The organism is Flavobacterium sp. ov086 (assembly GCF_900187965.1).
GTDB lineage: Bacteria > Bacteroidota > Bacteroidia > Flavobacteriales > Flavobacteriaceae > Flavobacterium.
In genome coordinates this window covers 249,203-267,534 of record NZ_FZNL01000005.1, presented here as the reverse complement: position 1 = coordinate 267,534, position 18,332 = coordinate 249,203, and the positions used below count along the sequence as shown (strand labels likewise).

General features: G+C 32.5%; 18 protein-coding genes. 9 read left to right on the top strand and 9 right to left on the bottom strand.

Annotated features, from left to right (window positions below; genetic code table 11):
- Positions 1-50: 50 nt before the first annotated feature.
- From CHB81_RS08350 to CHB81_RS08320, 7 genes are all read right to left on the bottom strand, one after another.
- Positions 51-413 (bottom strand): hypothetical protein, encoded by a 363-nt coding sequence (locus tag CHB81_RS08350; protein WP_089351424.1) that lies wholly within the window; start codon positions 411-413, stop codon positions 51-53.
- Between the two features lies 1 nt (position 414).
- Entirely contained in the window at positions 415-1,344 is a 930-nt protein-coding gene (locus CHB81_RS08345) for a UDP-3-O-(3-hydroxymyristoyl)glucosamine N-acyltransferase (RefSeq protein ID WP_089351423.1), read from the bottom strand.
- A gap of 136 nt (positions 1,345-1,480) precedes the next feature.
- The gene (efp, locus tag CHB81_RS08340; RefSeq protein ID WP_026985157.1) at positions 1,481-2,047 is read right to left on the bottom strand and encodes an elongation factor P; all 567 of its coding nucleotides are present in this window, start codon (positions 2,045-2,047) and stop codon (positions 1,481-1,483) included.
- Positions 2,048-2,141: 94 nt separating this feature from the next.
- A complete protein-coding gene (gene lpxA / locus CHB81_RS08335; protein ID WP_017497513.1) occupies positions 2,142-2,927 on the bottom strand; it encodes an acyl-ACP--UDP-N-acetylglucosamine O-acyltransferase in 786 nt (261 codons plus the stop codon).
- Between the two features lie 73 nt (positions 2,928-3,000).
- Complete coding sequence (locus CHB81_RS08330) at positions 3,001-4,389, bottom strand: bifunctional UDP-3-O-[3-hydroxymyristoyl] N-acetylglucosamine deacetylase/3-hydroxyacyl-ACP dehydratase (RefSeq protein WP_089351479.1); 1,389 nt, start codon at positions 4,387-4,389, stop codon at positions 3,001-3,003.
- Complete coding sequence (gene lpxD, locus CHB81_RS08325; protein ID WP_089351422.1) at positions 4,382-5,425, bottom strand: UDP-3-O-(3-hydroxymyristoyl)glucosamine N-acyltransferase; 1,044 nt, start codon at positions 5,423-5,425, stop codon at positions 4,382-4,384. Before lpxD ends, CHB81_RS08330 begins: the two co-directional genes overlap by 8 nt.
- 39 nt (positions 5,426-5,464) lie before the next feature.
- Entirely contained in the window at positions 5,465-6,694 is a 1,230-nt protein-coding gene (locus tag CHB81_RS08320; protein WP_089351421.1) for an HD domain-containing protein, read from the bottom strand.
- Positions 6,695-6,915: 221 nt separating this feature from the next.
- Between CHB81_RS08320 and CHB81_RS08315 the strand changes: the two genes are divergently transcribed.
- The 7 genes from CHB81_RS08315 to CHB81_RS08285 all read left to right on the top strand — a co-directional run bounded on the left by CHB81_RS08315 (position 6,916) and on the right by CHB81_RS08285 (position 12,293).
- Positions 6,916-8,469 carry a bifunctional response regulator/alkaline phosphatase family protein gene (locus CHB81_RS08315; protein WP_089351420.1) on the top strand — a complete coding sequence of 518 codons (1,554 nt, stop codon included), beginning with the start codon at positions 6,916-6,918 and terminating at the stop codon, positions 8,467-8,469.
- A gap of 109 nt (positions 8,470-8,578) precedes the next feature.
- On the top strand, positions 8,579-9,241 hold the full coding sequence (locus CHB81_RS08310; RefSeq protein ID WP_089351419.1) for a M48 family metallopeptidase: 663 nt from the start codon (positions 8,579-8,581) through the stop codon (positions 9,239-9,241).
- Positions 9,242-9,261: 20 nt separating this feature from the next.
- Positions 9,262-9,669, top strand: coding sequence for a tRNA (adenosine(37)-N6)-threonylcarbamoyltransferase complex ATPase subunit type 1 TsaE (tsaE, locus tag CHB81_RS08305; protein ID WP_089351418.1), 408 nt, complete (start codon positions 9,262-9,264; stop codon positions 9,667-9,669).
- A 4-nt stretch (positions 9,670-9,673) separates the two neighbouring features.
- Positions 9,674-10,099 (top strand): hypothetical protein, encoded by a 426-nt coding sequence (locus CHB81_RS08300; RefSeq protein WP_089351417.1) that lies wholly within the window; start codon positions 9,674-9,676, stop codon positions 10,097-10,099.
- Positions 10,100-10,110: 11 nt separating this feature from the next.
- Positions 10,111-10,584: a GNAT family N-acetyltransferase gene (locus CHB81_RS08295; protein WP_089351416.1), complete on the top strand. Its 474-nt coding sequence runs from the start codon at positions 10,111-10,113 to the stop codon at positions 10,582-10,584.
- A gap of 83 nt (positions 10,585-10,667) precedes the next feature.
- Positions 10,668-11,867, top strand: a complete 1,200-nt coding sequence (locus tag CHB81_RS08290) for an alanine dehydrogenase (RefSeq protein ID WP_089351415.1) — start codon at positions 10,668-10,670, stop codon at positions 11,865-11,867.
- 36 nt (positions 11,868-11,903) lie between these two features.
- A complete protein-coding gene (locus CHB81_RS08285; protein ID WP_089351414.1) occupies positions 11,904-12,293 on the top strand; it encodes a DUF4258 domain-containing protein in 390 nt (129 codons plus the stop codon).
- A gap of 81 nt (positions 12,294-12,374) precedes the next feature.
- Here CHB81_RS08285 and CHB81_RS08280 read toward each other — a convergent pair whose 3' ends face one another.
- Entirely contained in the window at positions 12,375-13,046 is a 672-nt protein-coding gene (locus tag CHB81_RS08280) for a uracil-DNA glycosylase (protein WP_089351413.1), read from the bottom strand.
- Between the two features lie 110 nt (positions 13,047-13,156).
- Here CHB81_RS08280 and CHB81_RS08275 point away from each other — a divergent pair, with 110 nt between their 5' ends.
- Both CHB81_RS08275 and CHB81_RS08270 read left to right on the top strand, forming a co-directional pair.
- Positions 13,157-15,322, top strand: coding sequence for a DNA mismatch repair protein MutS (locus tag CHB81_RS08275; RefSeq protein WP_089351412.1), 2,166 nt, complete (start codon positions 13,157-13,159; stop codon positions 15,320-15,322).
- A 460-nt stretch (positions 15,323-15,782) separates the two neighbouring features.
- Positions 15,783-16,196 carry a thiol-disulfide oxidoreductase DCC family protein gene (locus tag CHB81_RS08270; protein ID WP_089351411.1) on the top strand — a complete coding sequence of 138 codons (414 nt, stop codon included), beginning with the start codon at positions 15,783-15,785 and terminating at the stop codon, positions 16,194-16,196.
- A gap of 422 nt (positions 16,197-16,618) precedes the next feature.
- On the opposite strand, the gene ettA is transcribed toward CHB81_RS08270, so the two are convergent.
- A complete protein-coding gene (gene ettA / locus CHB81_RS08265) occupies positions 16,619-18,310 on the bottom strand; it encodes an energy-dependent translational throttle protein EttA (protein WP_089351410.1) in 1,692 nt (563 codons plus the stop codon).
- Positions 18,311-18,332: the final 22 nt, after the last annotated feature.

The following is an 18,332-nucleotide window of genomic DNA, read 5'->3' as shown; positions in this document are numbered from 1 at the left end:
GCAAAAGTAAGGTTTTGTAACGTATTTTAACCTTTTTGTCTTCAAAAAAATCAAGAAAATTGACTCATTTGATAACCGCGATATAATTTATCGTCTTTTATTTGCCAAATTGTAGAAAAATGGGCCAATAACATCTCTTCTCTTGGGTTTTCAATCGTTTTCACAAAATGAGAATAACGAATTGAAACTAAGTCTTCTTCAGCAAGAATATGGCTAATTCTGACTTTAGAACGCACATAAGCACGACTTAGCTCATTTGCCATATCTAACATCGAATTATAATCCATTTCGATCAATCCTTTAGTACTATTCCAATCTAACTTTACCTCCGGATGCAAGTAAGTTTTCATGATTTCGCTATCAATTAAGGCATCCGACTTATAAAATTTTTGAACAAATTCTTTAATAGACATATTACTTCAATTTATTTAAAATTTCGGGAATTTTTTTGATGTTAGCTAACTGTTTTAGCTTTTCTCTTGATTCTTCGATTGGAGTTCCAAAATAAGATTTCCCTCCTTCTACCGATTTAGTTACACCAGTTTGTCCCATAATAACAGCCTTCGCTCCTATCGTGATTCCACTGGTTGTCCCTACTTGTCCCCAGATTGTAACTTCGTCTTCAATAACGACACAACCTGCAATACCTGTTTGTGAAGCAATTAAACATTTTTTTCCAATCACAGTATCATGTCCAACATGCACCTGATTATCCAATTTTGTCCCTTCACCAATTGTTGTATCACCAGTTACACCTTTGTCAATAGTACAAAGTGCACCAATGCCAACATTATCTTCAATTACAACTCTTCCGCCAGAAATTAATTGATCAAAACCATCCGGACGTTTTTTATAATAAAATGCATCGGCACCTAAAATAGTTCCGGCATGAATCATTACATTATCACCAATTACAGTATGATCATAAATAGTAACATTTGGATGTATTATACAATTCTTTCCAATTGTAACGTTGTTCCCAACAAAGCAATTAGGCTGAATTACGGTTCCTTCTCCAATAGTTGCAGAAAGAGCAATAGATACATTTGTTGCCTGAAAAGGTCTGAAATGTTTGGTTAGAGTATTAAAATCTCTGAAAGGATCGTCAGAAATCAGAAGTGCTTTACCTTCCGGACAATCTACTTTTTTGTTAATCAAAACAATAGTCGCAGCTGATTGTAAAGCTTTGTCATAATATTTAGGATGGTCTACAAAAACTATATCTCCAGGTTCCACAACATGTATTTCGTTCATGCCTAAAACCGGAAAGTTTGGGTCACCAATAAATTCGCAATTAAGCAAATTTGCAATTTCTTGTAAAGAATGACTCTTTGGAAATTTCATATTTTATAATTAGAAAATTTGTCAATTAGAGAATGTGTCAATTAGAAAATGTGTCAATTAGAAAATAAAAATTATTCATTTCTGCTGTTGCATCAATTTTCTAATTGACTCATTGACAAATTATCTTATTGATAAACTACTCTTTTACACGCTCCATGTAAGAACCTGAAGCTGTATCAATTTTAATTTTATCACCTTCGTTGATGAACAACGGAACGTTTACAGAAGCTCCAGTTTCTACCGTAGCAGATTTTGTAGCATTTGTAGCTGTGTTTCCTTTTACTCCCGGCTCTGCATAAGTAACTTCAAGAATTACAGAAGACGGCATATCTACTGATAAAGGTAAATCAGTTTCAGTATTTACCTGAACCATTACACTTGTACCTTCTTTCAATAATCCCGGAGCATCTAAGATGTTTTTGTTCAAAGAAATTTGCTCAAAAGACTCTGTATTCATAAAATGAAATTCATCTCCTTCAGCATATAAAAACTGGTAGTTATGCGTTTCAACACGCACATCGTCAATTTTATGCCCAGCAGAAAATGTATTATCTAATACTCTTCCTGTAGTTAAACTTCTTAATTTTGTTCTTACGAAAGCAGGACCTTTTCCAGGTTTTACGTGAAGAAATTCAACGATTTTATAAATATCGTGATTGAATTTAATACACAATCCGTTTCTAATATCTGATGTAGATGCCATTTTGTTCTTGTTTTATTTGATATTTTGTTTAATCGTTAAATCGTTTATATGTTTTCGACTTAACGAATAAACAAATAAACGATTAAACTTTTATTTAATAATTTCCTGAATAACCTTTCATAATTCCTCGTGATGAGTTTCTGATAAAATCAAGAATTTCATCTCTCTCAGGAGTGGCTTCCATTTCAGCTTCAATAATACTTAAAGCTTGTGTTGTATTGTAATTCTTTTGGTATAAAATTCTGTAGATTTCCTGAATTTCTCTGATTTTCTCCGTACTGAAACCTCTTCTTCTTAAACCTACTGAATTGATTCCTACATATGATAACGGCTCTTTTGCAGCTTTTGTATATGGAGGAACATCTTTTCTAACCAGAGATCCACCAGAAATCATTGCGTGATCTCCAATATGAATAAATTGGTGAATTGCTGCCAAACCACCAATTACGGCGTGATTACCAACAACTACGTGACCTGCCAAAGCAACACCATTTACAATAATGGCGTTATTACCAATTTCACAATCGTGTGCAATGTGTGCATAAGCCATAACTAAACAGTTATTACCTAAAATAGTTTGTCCGGATGCAACTGTACCTCTATTGATTGTAACACATTCTCTAATTGTACAATTATCTCCTATAATAGCAAGAGAATCTTCTCCGCCAAATTTTAAATCTTGTGGCACCGCAGAAATTACAGCTCCTGGAAAAATATTACAATTTTTACCAATACGGGCCCCTTCCATGATGGTCACATTTGAACCAATCCAAGTACCATCACCAATAATAACATTATTGTGAATTGTTGTAAAAGGTTCTATTACAACATTTTTAGCGATTTTGGCGCCGGGATGAACATATGCTAATGGTTGATTCATCTGTATATTTTATATTTTAAATTAAAATAATCTAATTTGGGCAACAAACGTAAACAATAAAATTGATTAATTATTATTGTTTTCTTGCAATTTGAGCCATTAATTCTGCCTCAGTTACCAATTTTCCGTTTGCGTAAGCATTTGCCTGCATATGACAGATTCCTCTTCTGATAGGAGAAATCAATTCACACTTAAAAATTAAGGTGTCACCAGGCAATACTTTGTGTTTGAATTTAACATTATCAATTTTCATGAAATATGTCAAATAATTTTCAGGATCCGGAACGGTGCTTAAAACCAAAATTCCTCCTGTTTGTGCCATTGCTTCAACAATTAAAACTCCTGGCATAACTGGTGCTTCAGGAAAATGCCCTACGAAGAAATTCTCATTCATAGTAACATTTTTCATTCCAACCACGTGACTATCAGACATTTCTATAATTCTATCAATTAACAAAAATGGAGGCCTGTGTGGTAATACAGCCATAATTTTATGAATATCCATCAATGGCTCTAAGTTTAAATCATAAACCGGCACATGATTTCTTTGTTCAATTTTGATGATTTTCGCTAATTTCTTGGCAAACTGTGTATTTACATAGTGTCCAGGTTTGTTAGCAATAATTTTTCCTTGAATTCTTACTCCAATCAAAGATAAATCTCCAACAACATCAAGTAATTTATGTCTTGCAGCTTCGTTTGGATAATGTAAAGTAAGGTTGTCTAAAACTCCGTTTGGCTTAACTGAAATTTTATCTTTTCCAAAAGCTTTCTTTAAATTCTCCATTGTAGCATCAGATATTTCTTTATCTACATATACAATAGCGTTGTTTAAATCTCCACCTTTAATTAATCCGTTTTCTAAAAGAGATTCTAATTCGTGTAAGAAACTAAAAGTTCTGGAATTAGCGATTTCTTCTTTAAAATCGGCTATACTTTTCATCGTTGCATTTTGAGTACCTAAAACTTTAGTACCAAAATCAACCATTGCAGTTACTTGATAATCATCACTTGGCATAACCAAGATCTCGCTTCCGGTAGTTTCATCAGTAAACGAAATAACTTCTTTTACTACATAAACGTTACGTTTAGCATCTTGTTCTTCAATTCCGGCATTTTCAATTGCTTCAACAAAGTATTTTGAAGAACCATCCATAATTGGAAGCTCAGAAGCGTTTAATTCAATAATAACATTATCCAAATCACATCCAACTAAAGCAGCTAAAACATGTTCCGGTGTTTGAATTTTTACACCTAATTTTTCTAAATTAGTACCTCTTTGCGTGTTAACAACATAATTAGCATCAGCCTCAATGACTGGTTGACCTTGCAAATCTACTCTTACAAAAGTGAAACCATTATTAATTGGAGCTGGTTTAAAAGTCATTGTAACTTCTTTCCCAGTATGTAATCCAACGCCTGTTAGTGAAATTTCATTTTTGATGGTCTTCTGTTTAACCATTATTTCCATTTTTTGGGTTTATTATTTGTTTTTTTAATTCATCAATTTCGGCTACGATTTTAGGTAGATTCCTGAAATGAACATACGATTTATTAAAATCACTATATCCAAGCGATGGTGAGCCTTGTAAAATTTCATCATCTTTAATGTTTCGTGCTACTCCTGATTGAGCCTGCAATCTAACATTATTACCTATAATCAAATGGCCTGCGATACCAACTTGCCCGCCAATCATACAGTTTTCTCCAATTTTTGTAGAACCAGCCACACCTGATTGCGCAGCAATCACAGTATTTTTACCAATTTCTACATTGTGGGCAATCTGAATTTGATTGTCTAATTTAACTCCTTTTCTAATAATTGTAGAACCAAGAGTTGCTCTGTCGATTGTAGTATTGGCACCAATATCTACATTATCTTCTATAATAACATTGCCAATTTGCGGTACCTTACTATATTCTCCCTCTTCATTAGGAACAAAACCAAAACCATCGGCACCAATAATGGTCCCTGAATGAATGGTACAATTGTTTCCGATAATAGTTTCAGAATAAATTTTGGCGCCTGCAAAAATATACACATTATCGCCAATAACAACATTATCGCCAATAAAACTGTTTGGGTAAATTTTTACATTGTCGCCTAAAACTACGTTTTGCCCTATATAACTAAAGCTTCCTAAATATAAATTCTCTCCATATTTAGTTCCTTCCGTTATAAAAGACTGTGGTTCTATTCCGTTTTTATTCAATTTTACCTGATTGTAAAACTGTAAAAGCTTAGAAAAAGACGCATAAGCATCTTCTACTTTTATTAAAGTTGTCGTAACTTCCTGCTCAGGTATAAAGCTATCATTAACAATTGTTACTGAAGCCCTTGTAGTATATATGTGATTGATATATTTAGGATTAGCCAAAAAAGTAAGTGAACCTTCCTCGCCTTCTTCGATCTTAGATAACCGAGAAACTTCTGCATTGGGATTCCCAACAACTTCTCCTTCTAAAATTCCTGCTATTTGTTCTGCTGTAAATTTCATTGCGACAAAAATATAAAAAATAGATTTTAAATGTTAATTTTAAATAAGTTGTTTTGGGAAACAGATGTAATATTTTGTCACCAATTTAGATAACGATTTCAAATTCAGCTGATCAGACGCTTCTACAACATCCTCAATTGTTCTATCTTTTTTCAAAATTCGGATTGGTTCCGCTTCTTTACTGTAAGCCTGATTTTTTATTTTTCCTCTAAAAATAAAATATCCAGCTTCTAATTGTGTAATATGGTGTTCGTTAGCAAATTCTTCTTTTAAAGATTGAGATTCTTCCATCGGAATTTTATCCGCACTTAATTTAATTTTAAGTAAATCTCTGTTAATGATCATTTTACTTAAAGTCGAAAGTATAAAATCACTATGTCTTTGCCACGCTTTTAAAGCGCTAATAATATCAAAATCATCTAATTGAGAGAACAAATCAAGCTTTTCGGCATCAAAATCCTCCAAAGCAACTTTGTTTTGCATAAAATACAAAAGAGGCTCGCTGCAAGGTAAAGAAACACCTTTTAAAGTCAATTCTTTAGCTCTTTTTAATACTTTCATCAGGATTAATTCAGCCACCAAACTTGTTTTATGCAAATAGGCTTGCCAATACATCAATCTTCTCGAAAGCAGGAATTTCTCTACAGAATAAATTCCTTTTTCCTCAATAACCAAAGTTCCGTCAACTACATTCATCATCTGAATCAAACGCTCAGAATTAACATTTCCTTCTGCAACTCCCGTATAAAAACTATCACGTTTTAAATAATCCATTCGATCCATATCTAATTGACTTGAAATCAACTGCAACATGAATTTCCTGTGATAATCACCCTTAAAAACCTGAATTGCCAAGCCCAATCTTCCATCAAACTCTTCATTCAGCTGATTCATAAATAATAACGAAATAGCTTCATGATTCACATCTTCAACTATACTTTTTTCCATAGCATGCGAAAAAGGTCCATGACCAATATCGTGCAGCAAAATAGCAATATACAAAGCATTCTCTTCTTCCGAAGAAATTGCAACTCCTTTAAAACGAAGTGTCTCTACAGATTTCTGCATTAAATGCATACATCCTAAGGCATGATGAAACCGTGTATGATTGGCTCCCGGATAAACCAAATACGACAATCCCATTTGTGAAATACGGCGTAAACGTTGAAAATACGGATGCTGAATTAAGTCGTAAATAAGTTCGTTCGGGATGGAAATAAACCCATAAATGGGATCATTGAATATTTTTAACTTATTGATATGAGTCACTATTTGGTTATTTTTAGATCAACAAATATAAGTAAATAACTATAAACCATTTGGAGTTTTTTACTTAAAAATTAGCAATAATTTGCACTGATTATCAAAGTAATAGCAAAATAAAAAAAAGATATTAAAACAAAATCACAAATCATTATTCTGAAATTTATACTATTTTTAATACTTTTTAAGTTCTATACTTCTAAATTGCATTAAAATAAAATTCGTTTATGGATAAGATAAAAATACTTTGGGTCGATGATGAAATTGATCTTTTGAAACCACATATATTATTTCTGGAGAAAAAAAACTATGCTGTAACAACTTCAAACAATGGACTTGACGCAATTACATTATTTGAAGAGGATAATTTTGACATCGTTTTTCTGGATGAAAATATGCCGGGAATGAGTGGTTTGGAAACGCTTTCGGAAATGAAAGAGAAAAAATCAGCAATCCCGATGATTATGATTACTAAAAGTGAAGAGGAATATATAATGGAAGAAGCAATTGGCTCAAAAATCGCTGATTACTTGATAAAACCAGTAAATCCGAATCAAATTTTACTGAGCTTGAAGAAAAATCTGGATCATTCGAGATTAATTTCAGAAAAAACCACTCTAGATTATCAAAAGGAATTTCGTAAAATCTCAATGGAATTAGCCATGGTTAATTCATTTGAAGATTGGGTTGAATTGTATAAAAAATTGATTTTCTGGGAACTGGAACTAGAGAACATCAACGATCAGGGAATGATTGAAATCCTTGAATCTCAAAAAGTTGAAGCCAATTCGCAATTCGGAAAATATATTGAGAGAAACTACGAAGACTGGTTTGCACCAAAAGCAGATAAACCAATACAATCTCATACCTTATTTAAGGAATTAGTTGTTCCCGAAATTAAAAAGAAAGACAAACCAATTCTGTTTGTTGTTATTGATAACTTGCGTTACGACCAATGGAAATCATTTGAAACCGTAGTTTCTAATTATTATAAATTAGAAAAAGAAGTTCCATATTTCTCTATCCTTCCAACAGCAACACAATACGCCAGAAATTCAATTTTCTCTGGTTTATTACCAATAGAAATGGAAAAACAATTTCCGCAATATTGGAAAAATGATGTTGAAGATGGTGGAAAAAATCTTTATGAAGCCGAATTTCTTTCTGCTCAATTAAAACGTTTAGGATTAAATATTAAGGAAGATTATTTTAAAATCACCAATTACGCCGGTGGGAAAAAACTCGCCGAAAACTTCAAAGCTTTAAAAGGTAATGACTTAGTGACTGTTGTTTACAATTTCGTCGATATGTTATCTCATGCTAAAACAGAAATGGAAGTTGTAAAAGAACTCGCTTCAGACGATAAAGCTTATCGCTCTTTAACTTTAAGTTGGTTTAAAAATTCTCCTTTACTGGAAATTATTCAACAAGCTCAGCTTTTAGGTTTCAAATTAATTTTAACCACAGATCACGGTACAATTAATGTAAAAAACCCTTCGAAAGTGGTTGGAGATAAAAATACTAGTCTAAATTTGCGCTACAAAACCGGACGTAGTTTAACATACGAGCAAAAAGATGTGTATGTCGTAAAAGAACCAAAAGATATTGGTTTACCGGCAATAAACATGAGTAGTTCTTTTATATTCGCCAAGAATGATTTCTTTCTGGCCTATGTAAACAATTACAATCATTATGTGAGTTATTACAGAAATACCTATCAACATGGAGGAATTTCGTTAGAAGAAATGATTATTCCGTTTTTGGTATTTAATCCGAAATAAAAACAGTTTTCAGTCGCAGTTTTCAGTTTCCAACTGACACTTAGAACTGCGACTGAGACTTATATAATAAGCATAGAATTTAATCCAAAATAGAAAAGACAACTTTTATATGAAGAAACCATTAAATTTTTTATTCTTTTTAGTTTTCTTAGCTAACATTAATTATAGTTGTGCTCAAGATTGTCCTGAAGGAATTAATTTGATTCCCATGTATGGTGAAGTCAAAAAATGCCCTCAGCAAATACAAAGTGATAATCAATTTATTGAAGAAGCCGAAAAACAATTTAAAAATAAAAAAGAGGCTTCGGAATATTATGCCAGTAAAGCATGGGAATATTTCTATAAAGATGATCTTGATACATCAATGAAAAGATTTAATCAAGCCTGGCTTTTAGATAATCAAAATCCAAACGCTTTTTGGGGATTTGGAATTATTTTAGGAAAGAAAAAAGAATACGAAAAATCTGCTGTTTATTTAGAAAAATCCATTGCATTAAATCCAAATAATGGAAAAGTATTTTATTGCGCAGCTATAAGTTATGGTCAAATATTCGTGGAGAAAAATGATAAAAAATATTTAGATCAGGCTATTCAAAATTTAAATAAAGCTGTTAAAATTGAACCAAATAATGGTAGTTATTATGCGCAATTAGCAAGTTCTTATGCCTATTATTCAAAAAAAGACAGCTTGAATAAATACATCAAAAAAACAGACGAAATTGATCCTAATTTAATTAATCCGGAAGTTAGGAAGTTTACAAAAAAGAAATAAAACCAAATTAAATACTTACAATGAATATCGTTTTTTCATTAGATCAAATTCAAGAAGTAGCAGAACAAATTTTAGCCTCAAATCCTAAAAAGATTATCCTTTTTAATGGAGAAATGGGCGTTGGAAAAACTACTCTTATCAAGCAATTATGCAGAAGTATAGGAGTTGAAAGCGCAACAAGCAGTCCAACTTTTTCGCTTGTAAATGAATATTCCACTTCGAACAATCAAATCGTTTATCATTTTGATTTTTACCGATTAAACAAAGAAACCGAAGCACTCGATATGGGTGTTGATGATTATTTATATTCGGGAAATTGGTGCTTTATCGAATGGTCTGAAAAAATTGCGAATTTACTTCCTGAAGAAACTTCCTCAATCAATATTGAATTATTGGCAGATGGAAAAAGAAGCTTAGAATTAATTTAAAAGCATGAAGAAATTAAATATCCTTATTGCATTTTTTCTAATTTCTAGCTTTTGCAAAGCTTCTGATACAATAAGTGTTTGGCATGTTTTTTATAATAAAATAAAAATCAAAGAATATAATGGATATACCAATAAAATACCCCTTGTTTTAAAAGCAAGTGATTACAAAATTGGCGATTCTATTACAGTAAAATACTATTCAGATACTCCATGTCATGATTGCTTGACAGGAATAATGCTAAAATCAAAAGATAATAAAATTACAATGGCTGGAAAGAATATTGGCAGTAGAAATCCAATAACATTCCCTGTAATATTTTTGATGGATCCAAAAAGAAAAAGAACTTCCTTCCAAGTTTTATATTTGAATAGTAATGGTAATAAGGCAAGTTCAGAAGGATTATTTGAAGTAGAAGTAATTTACGAATAAAATTAGACTGAATGAATACCCAAAATACAGTAGAAATAATTCCCTTTTCTTCAGATTTAAAAGAACACGTTAAAACCTTAAACATAGAATGGCTGCAAAAGTATTTTAGAGTTGAGGAAAGAGACGAATATGTACTTTCTAATCCCCAAGAAGAAATTATTGATAAAGGCGGACTTATTTTCTACGCTAAACATAATAACGAAATTATTGGAACGGCTTCTTTACTGAAGATTGACGACATGACATTTGAATTGAGTAAAATGGCAGTTTCGGATAAAGCACAAGGTCTTGGAATTGGGAATAAACTATTAATTCATTGTCTGGCTGTCGCCGAAGAAAACGGTATTAAAAAAGTACTTTTATATTCAAACCGAAAATTACTTCCCGCAATTCATCTCTATAGAAAATTTGGTTTTGAAGAAATTCCTTTGGAAGATGGGATTTACGAAAGAGCCGACATTAAAATGGAAAAACTAATGCTTTAATTATTAAAACAGTATTAGCACAATTTTTACATTGATTTTAAAACTTTTTACGTAATTTGTACTCTTAATATTTTGCACAACCCATGTCAATTACCTTAACTCCATTTACGAAACAACAATTGTTGCCACAAGAAGAAAAACTTGAAATTGGCCGATTCAAAAGTGAACTTTTTATAGGAATTCCTAAAGAAACAAGTTACCAGGAACGTCGTATTTGCCTGACTCCAGACGCGGTAAATTCTTTGACTTACGAAGGTCATCGTGTTATGATTGAATCTGGTGCCGGAGAAAGCTCTAGTTATTCTGATAAAGAATATGCAGATGCTGGTGCAGAAGTAACAAAAGACACTAAAAAAGTTTTTGGCTGTCCTTTATTACTTAAAGTTGAACCTCCAACATTGGCTGAAATTAAAATGATTAATCCTGAAACGATTATCATTTCAGCAATTCAGTTAAAAACTAAAAAGAAAGAATATTTCGAAGCTTTAGCTCAGAAAAAAATAACTGCGCTTGCTTTTGAATATATTAAGGACGAAGACGGTTCTTATCCTGCAGTGAAATCATTAAGCGAAATTGCCGGAACGGCTTCGATACTTATTGCTGCCGAATTAATGATTACAGACGAATTTGGAAAAGGACTTTTATTCGGTAATATTACTGGCGTCCCTCCTACCGAAGTCGTAATTTTAGGTGCAGGAACTGTAGGTGAATTTGCTGCTAAAACCGCAATTGGACTTGGTGCAAACGTAAAAGTATTTGACAATTCAATTACTAAACTACGTCGTTTACAGAATAATTTAAACCAGAGAATTTTTACGTCAACAGTTCAGCAAAAAGCGTTATTAAAAGCTTTAAGACGTTGTGATGTTGCTATTGGTGCTATGCGCGGAAAAGAACGCTGTCCGATTATAGTGACAGAAACTATGGTGGAACACATGAAAAAAGGCGCTGTAATTGTTGATGTTAGTATTGATACCGGAGGCTGTTTTGAAACCTCAGAAGTTACTACTCACGAAAAGCCAACCTTTATAAAAAGCAATGTTTTACACTATTGTGTACCAAATATACCATCAAGATATTCTAAAACTGCTTCATTATCAATAAGTAATATATTAACTCCGTACTTGCTTCAAATAGCTGAAGATGGAGGATTAGAAAGTGCAATAAGATGTAATAAAGGCTTAAAAAACGGAATTTATTTATACCACGGAATCCTTACCAACAAAGCAATTGGCGAATGGTTTGATTTGCCAGATAACGATATTAATTTACTTGTATTTTAAGGGAACTTTAGTGTACCTTTGCAAAAATTTTATTTCATGAAGTTCGTACATCGTTTTGCATATTATTTGATTGGTTTGATTATGGGATGCTTTTTTGTAGCCCTTGTTTTTAGTGGAAAAGATACTCGTTGCAATTATTTTCCGAACGCCAGGGTTCTGAATAATTTAAGAACAAAACCTTTTCAATATTCTCCTAAAGCAATTCAGACTTTAAACGAAAAATGGGTTGATACGGCTGATATCAAAAACACATTAACTTATGGTGATGTAGATTTTGATCAAAGCAATGTTCCATTCAATAAAGGAAAACTTTATGTGATTGAAGGAAAAACGGTAAAAAATCAAGAGATCATTTTGAAAATAGCCAATTATGAAAATAAAGCGATCTTAGAAGAAATCATTAAGAAACCTGCTGAAAAAGAATAGTTTTTTTTGTCATTCCTCCGAATGGCAAGATTGAAAAATACACTAATATTAAACCATATAGCACTTATATCGTTTAATATATTACAACCATTCAATTTCTGAAATTCCTTTTGATTTCAAGAAAGTATTCGTCTGACTAAAATGTTTGTTCCCAAACCACTTTCCCTGATTAGCACTCATAGGTGAAGGATGTCCGGATTCTAAAACATAATGTTTGGAACGATCTATTTTAAAACCTTTTTTCTGAGCAAAGCTTCCCCACAGTAAAAAGACAACATTTTCTTTTTGATCAGAAATTGCCTGAATTACAGCATCAGTAAAAAGATTCCATTTTAAGTGTTTATGACTGTTTGGGCTGTCTTTTTGAACTGTTAATGCAGCGTTCAAAAGTAAAACTCCTTGTTGCGCCCATTTTTCTAAATTACCGGAAGTTGGCATAAAAATGGAGTCCAAATCATCGTTTAACTCTCTAAAAATGTTACGCAATGAAGGCGGAATTTTAACGGAGTCATTTACAGAAAAACTTAAACCATTGGCCTCACCTTCTCCATGATAAGGATCCTGACCAATAATAACCACTTTTAGATTTGCAAAAGAGCAATTATTAAAAGCAGAAAAAATCAATTCTGCCGGAGGATAACAAGTATGAGTTTTATATTCGATATCCAAAGCCAACATTAATTCCTTGAAATATGGCTTTTGAATTTCATCTTTTAAAACTGTCTGCCATTCCGAAGAAAGATTGATTTCCATTTTACTAAATTTTATTACAAATAACGCAAAGTTTTTTCCAAAGTACCAAATAATAGTACAATTTAGTTCTAAAACTTTGTAACTTTGAACTTTACAACTTACGATATATAATGATATCCATTACCGAAAAAACATTACAAGATTTACAATTTCCAACAGTACTCGAAACCATCTCAGATGGTTGTAATACAGATATTGGAAAAGAAAAAGCTTTACAAATAACACCTTTTAGAGATAAAGAAACTTTAATGCAAGCTTTGATGCAAACATCAGAGTATGTTTCGTCTTTTCAAAATAACAACGCAATTCCAAATCACGGATTTGACGCTATAACGTATGAAATTAAGTTTTTAGCAATTGAAGATAGCTTTCTTGAAGTAGGAAGTTTTAGAAAAATTGCAACACTTTCATCGACTTCAAATTTCTTACTGAATTTCCTTAAAAAGTTTGATGACTATTATCCAAACTTAAACGCAAGAGCTTCAAGAGTTGAATACACAAAAGACATTGTTACCTTAATAGATGCCATCGTAGATAAATATGGCGAAATAAAAGACAATGCTTCTCCGGCTTTATCAAGCATTCGTCAGAATATGAATATTGTTCGCGGAAAAGTAAACCACAGTTTTGGAGTTGCTCTTTCTCACAATAATAGTCTTGGATATCTTGACGATATTAAAGAAAGCTTTGTTCAGAACCGTAGAGTTTTAGCCGTTTTAGCAATGTATCGCCGTAAAGTAAAAGGTTCTATTTTAGGGACTTCCAAAACCGGAAGTATCGCTTATATTGAACCAGAAGCAACTTTACAATATTCTCGTGAACTCGCTAATCTCGAATACGAGGAAAAAGAAGAAATTACAAGAATTCTAAAACAATTATCAAATCAGATTCGTCCATATTTACCTTTGTTAATTGAGTATCAGGAATTTTTAAGTGATATTGATGTCGTTGCCGGAAAAGCAAAATATGCCAATCGAATAAACGGAATCTTACCAACCATTACAGAAGAGAGAAGATTGTTTTTTAGAGAAGCCTATCATCCTATTTTGTATTTGAATAATAAACAAAAAAACGAAGTTACACATCCACAAACTATTGAATTAAAACAAGATAACCGAATAATTGTAATTTCAGGGCCCAATGCGGGAGGAAAAACAATTTCACTAAAAACGGTTGGTTTATTGCAATTGATGTTACAATCCGGTATGTTGATTCCGGTACATGAACGGAGCGAAACTTTCTTGTTCGATAGAATTTTAACTGATATTGGAGACAATCAATCTATTGAAAATCACCTAAGTACTTATAGTTACCGATTAAAAAACATGAATTACTTCTTGAAGAAATGCAACAAGAAAACCATGTTTTTGATCGACGAATTTGGTACAGGTTCTGATCCTGAATTAGGTGGCGCTTTGGCGGAAATTTTCCTGGAAGAATTTTACCATCGTGAAGCTTTTGGGATTATTACAACGCATTACTCCAATTTGAAAATTTTGGCTAACGAATTGCCTTTTGCTACAAATGCAAATATGATGTTTGACGAGAAATCACTTGAACCAATGTACAAGTTAGCTTTAGGTCAAGCCGGAAGTTCATTTACTTTTGAAGTGGCACTGAAAAACGGAATCCCGTTTGGATTAATTAATCGCGCCAAAAAGAAAATTGAAGTTGGAAAGGTTCGTTTTGATAAAACCATCGCAACACTTCAGAAAGAAAGATCTAAACTCGAAAAAACTTCTATAAATTTAAAAGAAGAAGAAACACGAGCACGTGAGGAAAGTAAAAAGATGGAAAACATCAATGTAAAAATTAAACAAAAATTGGAAAGCTATCAGGAATTATATGACAGCAACCAAAAAACAATCTACATTGGTCAGAAGATTGAAGATATCTCGGAGAAATATTTCAACAACAAAAACAAGAAAGAACTTATTGGTGAATTTTTGAAAATTATTGAAATCGAAAATTCAAAACGTAAAAAAGCGACTCCAAAAGAAACTAAAGCCATAATCGAAAAGAAAAAAGAAGTTATTGCTGAAGTAACCGTTCAGGTTGAAGAAATTCGAAAAGAGAAAAAAGAGAAAAAACTCAAACCAGTTATCGAGAAACCAAAACCAATTTTAAAAGTTGGCGATCGCGTAAGAATGTTGGACGGAAGATCTGTTGGAAGTATTGATTCAATTGAAAAAAATAAAGCTACGGTTAATTATGGAATCTTTACTTCAAAAGTAAGTTTAGATGAATTGGAATTTGTTGAAGCTGGGAAGAAGTAAGTTTTCAGTAATCTGTCGCAGTTTTCAGTTGTTGAAATCTCAAATTTTGATCGAAAATTAAAATAAAGCTATTTAATGCATGATTTTTAAAAATACAATTAGGAAGATGGATTTTTTATAAAGATCATTTTTAAATGATTTATGAATGCTGTTTTTGATTTATAAAATCTATGAAGTTTTATTTTTGATAGGCAAACAAGATAGTAGTAAAAAACCTATATTTTTTTTTATTTCTTTAGTTTTGTCTTTGCGATGAACAAAGCAATCTCACGAGCACATAAAATATGTCAACTCAAAAGTAAAATTTCTTCGTTCATCGCAAAGACGAAATAGCAACTAAAAAAAATAAGAAATGAAACCTGGATTTGTATACATGTTTAGTTCCTCAGAATGACAAACTACTTCTTACTTTGACAAAGCTTAGAAAACTTGAAACCTTAAACTTGAAACTTTTTTCAGAATGCAAGACCTTCCAAAAAATAAAAAAATAATCCTCTTCGATGGCGTTTGTAATTTATGCAATAGTGCAGTTCAGTTTGTCATCAAACATGACAAAAAAGATATTTTTAGATTTGTGGCTTTGCAATCAGAATTGGGAATCGAGATTTGTAAATATATTGGTGTTGATCAAACTAAAATTGACAGCATAATTTTATATAATCCTGGTGTGGCGTATTATTACAAATCTTCGGCCGCGATCGAAATTACAGAAGACTTAGGAGGAATTTACAGTTTAATTTCCATCTTTAAAATTTTACCAGAAAAACTTCGAAATTACATTTACAATTATATTGCCAAAAACCGTTACAAATGGTACGGCAAAAAAGAAAGCTGCATGATTCCTACTCCGGAGTTGAAGGCGAAATTTTTATAAATATTACCCGCGGATTTTACGGGTTAAACTGAATAGCGCAGGTTTTTGTTTTAAATTTTGTCAATTTTGAAAAATGAAGAATCTGAGTATATAACTCTGTAATACTTTCTGTTGGTATCTTGTGTTATTTTTTTGCGGGACTCCTCCCAAAACCTCGGGATCGCTCAGCCTGACATTCAATATTATTAAGCAATAATGATTCTTGTGGAACCTAATACCTTAGCCCTGATAGAAGCGGTATCCTTTTATTTTTTTTTCTTTAGAAAAAATAAAAGATACAAGTGGATAGCAGGAAATAGCTCCTGACTCTTCGACTTCGCTCAGAGTGATATTCAGATAAATTTTCTAATAAAAAAATCCCAAATTCCAATCTGTTAAAGTTGGAATTTGAGATTTTAGAAATTGAACGTTATTTAGAATTATTATCTAATTAATTTTCTGTATTTCAAACGTTTTGGAGTTAAATCACCACCTAAACGTTTCTTTTTGTTTTCTTCGTATTCAGAGAAACCTCCTTCGAAATAGTAAACTTCAGAATCTCCTTCGAAAGCTAGAATGTGCGTACAAATTCTGTCTAAGAACCATCTGTCGTGCGAAATAATAACAGCACAACCAGCAAAATTCTCTAAACCTTCTTCAAGTGCACGAAGTGTATTTACGTCCAAGTCATTTGTAGGCTCATCCAGTAAAAGTACGTTTCCTTCTTCTTTCAATGTCATTGCCAAGTGCAAACGGTTACGCTCACCACCTGATAACATTGATACTTTTTTGTTTTGCTCGCCTCCACCAAAGTTGAAACGTGACAAATAAGCTCTTGAATTTACTTGCTTTCCGCCCATCATAATCAATTCCTGACCATCGGCAAAGTTTTCCCAGATAGATTTATTTGGATCAATGTTAGAGTGAGATTGATCTACGTAAGCGATTTTTACAGTTTCACCAACTGAGAATTCTCCACTATCCGTAGCCTGTTCACCCATAATCATTTTGAAAATGGTAGATTTACCAGCACCGTTTGGCCCAATAATCCCAACAATTCCTGCTTGTGGCAAAGTGAAATTTAAATTATCGTACAATAATTTATCTCCAAAAGCTTTGGCAACATTCTTAGCCTCAATAACATTTGTTCCTAAACGTGGACCGTTCGGGATATAAATTTCCAGATTTTCATCCAGTTGTTTTTGATCTTCGTTTAATAATTTGTCGTAATTCTGTAAACGTGCTTTTTGTTTTGTCTGACGCCCTTTTGCTCCTTGACGAACCCAGTCAAGCTCACGCTCTAAAGTTTTTCTACGTTTTGAAGCAACTTTTTCTTCTTGCGCCATACGGGTTGATTTTTGATCTAACCAAGAAGAATAATTTCCTTTCCAAGGAATACCTTCTCCTCTATCCAACTCAAGAATCCAACCTGCAACATTATCCAGGAAGTATCTATCGTGCGTTACTGCAATTACAGTTCCTGAATATTGTGCTAAGTGTTGCTCTAACCAAAGTACAGACTCAGCGTCTAAGTGGTTGGTAGGCTCATCAAGTAACAATACATCAGGTTGTTGCAACAACAAACGACATAAAGCCACACGACGACGCTCTCCTCCTGAAAGGTTTTTGATTGGCGTATCTCCTTCTGGAGTACGCAAAGCATCCATTGCAATTTCAAGTTTGGTGTCGATTTCCCAAGCACCAAGAGCATCAATTTTATCTTGTAAAGCTGCCTGACGATCCATCAACTTATCCATTTTATCAGGATCGGAATAGTTTTCTTCAAGACCGAATAAATCATTAATTTGATTGTATTCTTCTAAAACGGCCATAGTTTCTGCAGCTCCTTCACGAACAATTTCGATAACTGTTTTAGAATCATCAAGAATAGGCTCTTGTTCTAAATAACCTACAGTATAACCTGGTTGAAAAACCACATCACCCTGATAATTTTTATCTACACCGGCAATAATCTTTAAAAGAGAAGATTTTCCTGAACCGTTTAATCCAAGAATACCAATTTTAGCTCCGTAAAAAAAGCTTAAATAAATGTTTTTAAGCACCGGTTTGTCTGCTCCCTGATAGGTTTTGCTCAATTTTTGCATTGAGAAAATTACTTTCTTATCGTCTGACATTCTGTTTATTTTTAATTTTGAT

Bases quoted from the DNA above. Each gene is read 5' to 3' on its own strand.
- CHB81_RS08285 (WP_089351414.1), top strand. From the start codon at position 11,904: ATGAAGTTCGTACATCGTTTTGCATATTATTTGATTGGTTTGATTATG.
- CHB81_RS08315 (WP_089351420.1), top strand. From the start codon at position 6,916: ATGGATAAGATAAAAATACTTTGGGTCGATGATGAAATTGATCTTTTG.
- CHB81_RS08310 (WP_089351419.1), top strand. From the start codon at position 8,579: ATGAAGAAACCATTAAATTTTTTATTCTTTTTAGTTTTCTTAGCTAAC.
- lpxA (WP_017497513.1), bottom strand. From the start codon at position 2,927: ATGAATCAACCATTAGCATATGTTCATCCCGGCGCCAAAATCGCTAAA.
- efp (WP_026985157.1), bottom strand. From the start codon at position 2,047: ATGGCATCTACATCAGATATTAGAAACGGATTGTGTATTAAATTCAAT.
- lpxD (WP_089351422.1), bottom strand. From the start codon at position 5,425: ATGAAATTTACAGCAGAACAAATAGCAGGAATTTTAGAAGGAGAAGTT.
- CHB81_RS08270 (WP_089351411.1), top strand. From the start codon at position 15,783: ATGCAAGACCTTCCAAAAAATAAAAAAATAATCCTCTTCGATGGCGTT.
- CHB81_RS08275 (WP_089351412.1), top strand. From the start codon at position 13,157: ATGATATCCATTACCGAAAAAACATTACAAGATTTACAATTTCCAACA.
- CHB81_RS08300 (WP_089351417.1), top strand. From the start codon at position 9,674: ATGAAGAAATTAAATATCCTTATTGCATTTTTTCTAATTTCTAGCTTT.
- CHB81_RS08345 (WP_089351423.1), bottom strand. From the start codon at position 1,344: ATGAAATTTCCAAAGAGTCATTCTTTACAAGAAATTGCAAATTTGCTT.
- CHB81_RS08280 (WP_089351413.1), bottom strand. From the start codon at position 13,046: ATGGAAATCAATCTTTCTTCGGAATGGCAGACAGTTTTAAAAGATGAA.
- CHB81_RS08290 (WP_089351415.1), top strand. From the start codon at position 10,668: ATGTCAATTACCTTAACTCCATTTACGAAACAACAATTGTTGCCACAA.
- CHB81_RS08330 (WP_089351479.1), bottom strand. From the start codon at position 4,389: ATGGTTAAACAGAAGACCATCAAAAATGAAATTTCACTAACAGGCGTT.
- tsaE (WP_089351418.1), top strand. From the start codon at position 9,262: ATGAATATCGTTTTTTCATTAGATCAAATTCAAGAAGTAGCAGAACAA.
- CHB81_RS08295 (WP_089351416.1), top strand. From the start codon at position 10,111: ATGAATACCCAAAATACAGTAGAAATAATTCCCTTTTCTTCAGATTTA.
- ettA (WP_089351410.1), bottom strand. From the start codon at position 18,310: ATGTCAGACGATAAGAAAGTAATTTTCTCAATGCAAAAATTGAGCAAA.
- CHB81_RS08350 (WP_089351424.1), bottom strand. From the start codon at position 413: ATGTCTATTAAAGAATTTGTTCAAAAATTTTATAAGTCGGATGCCTTA.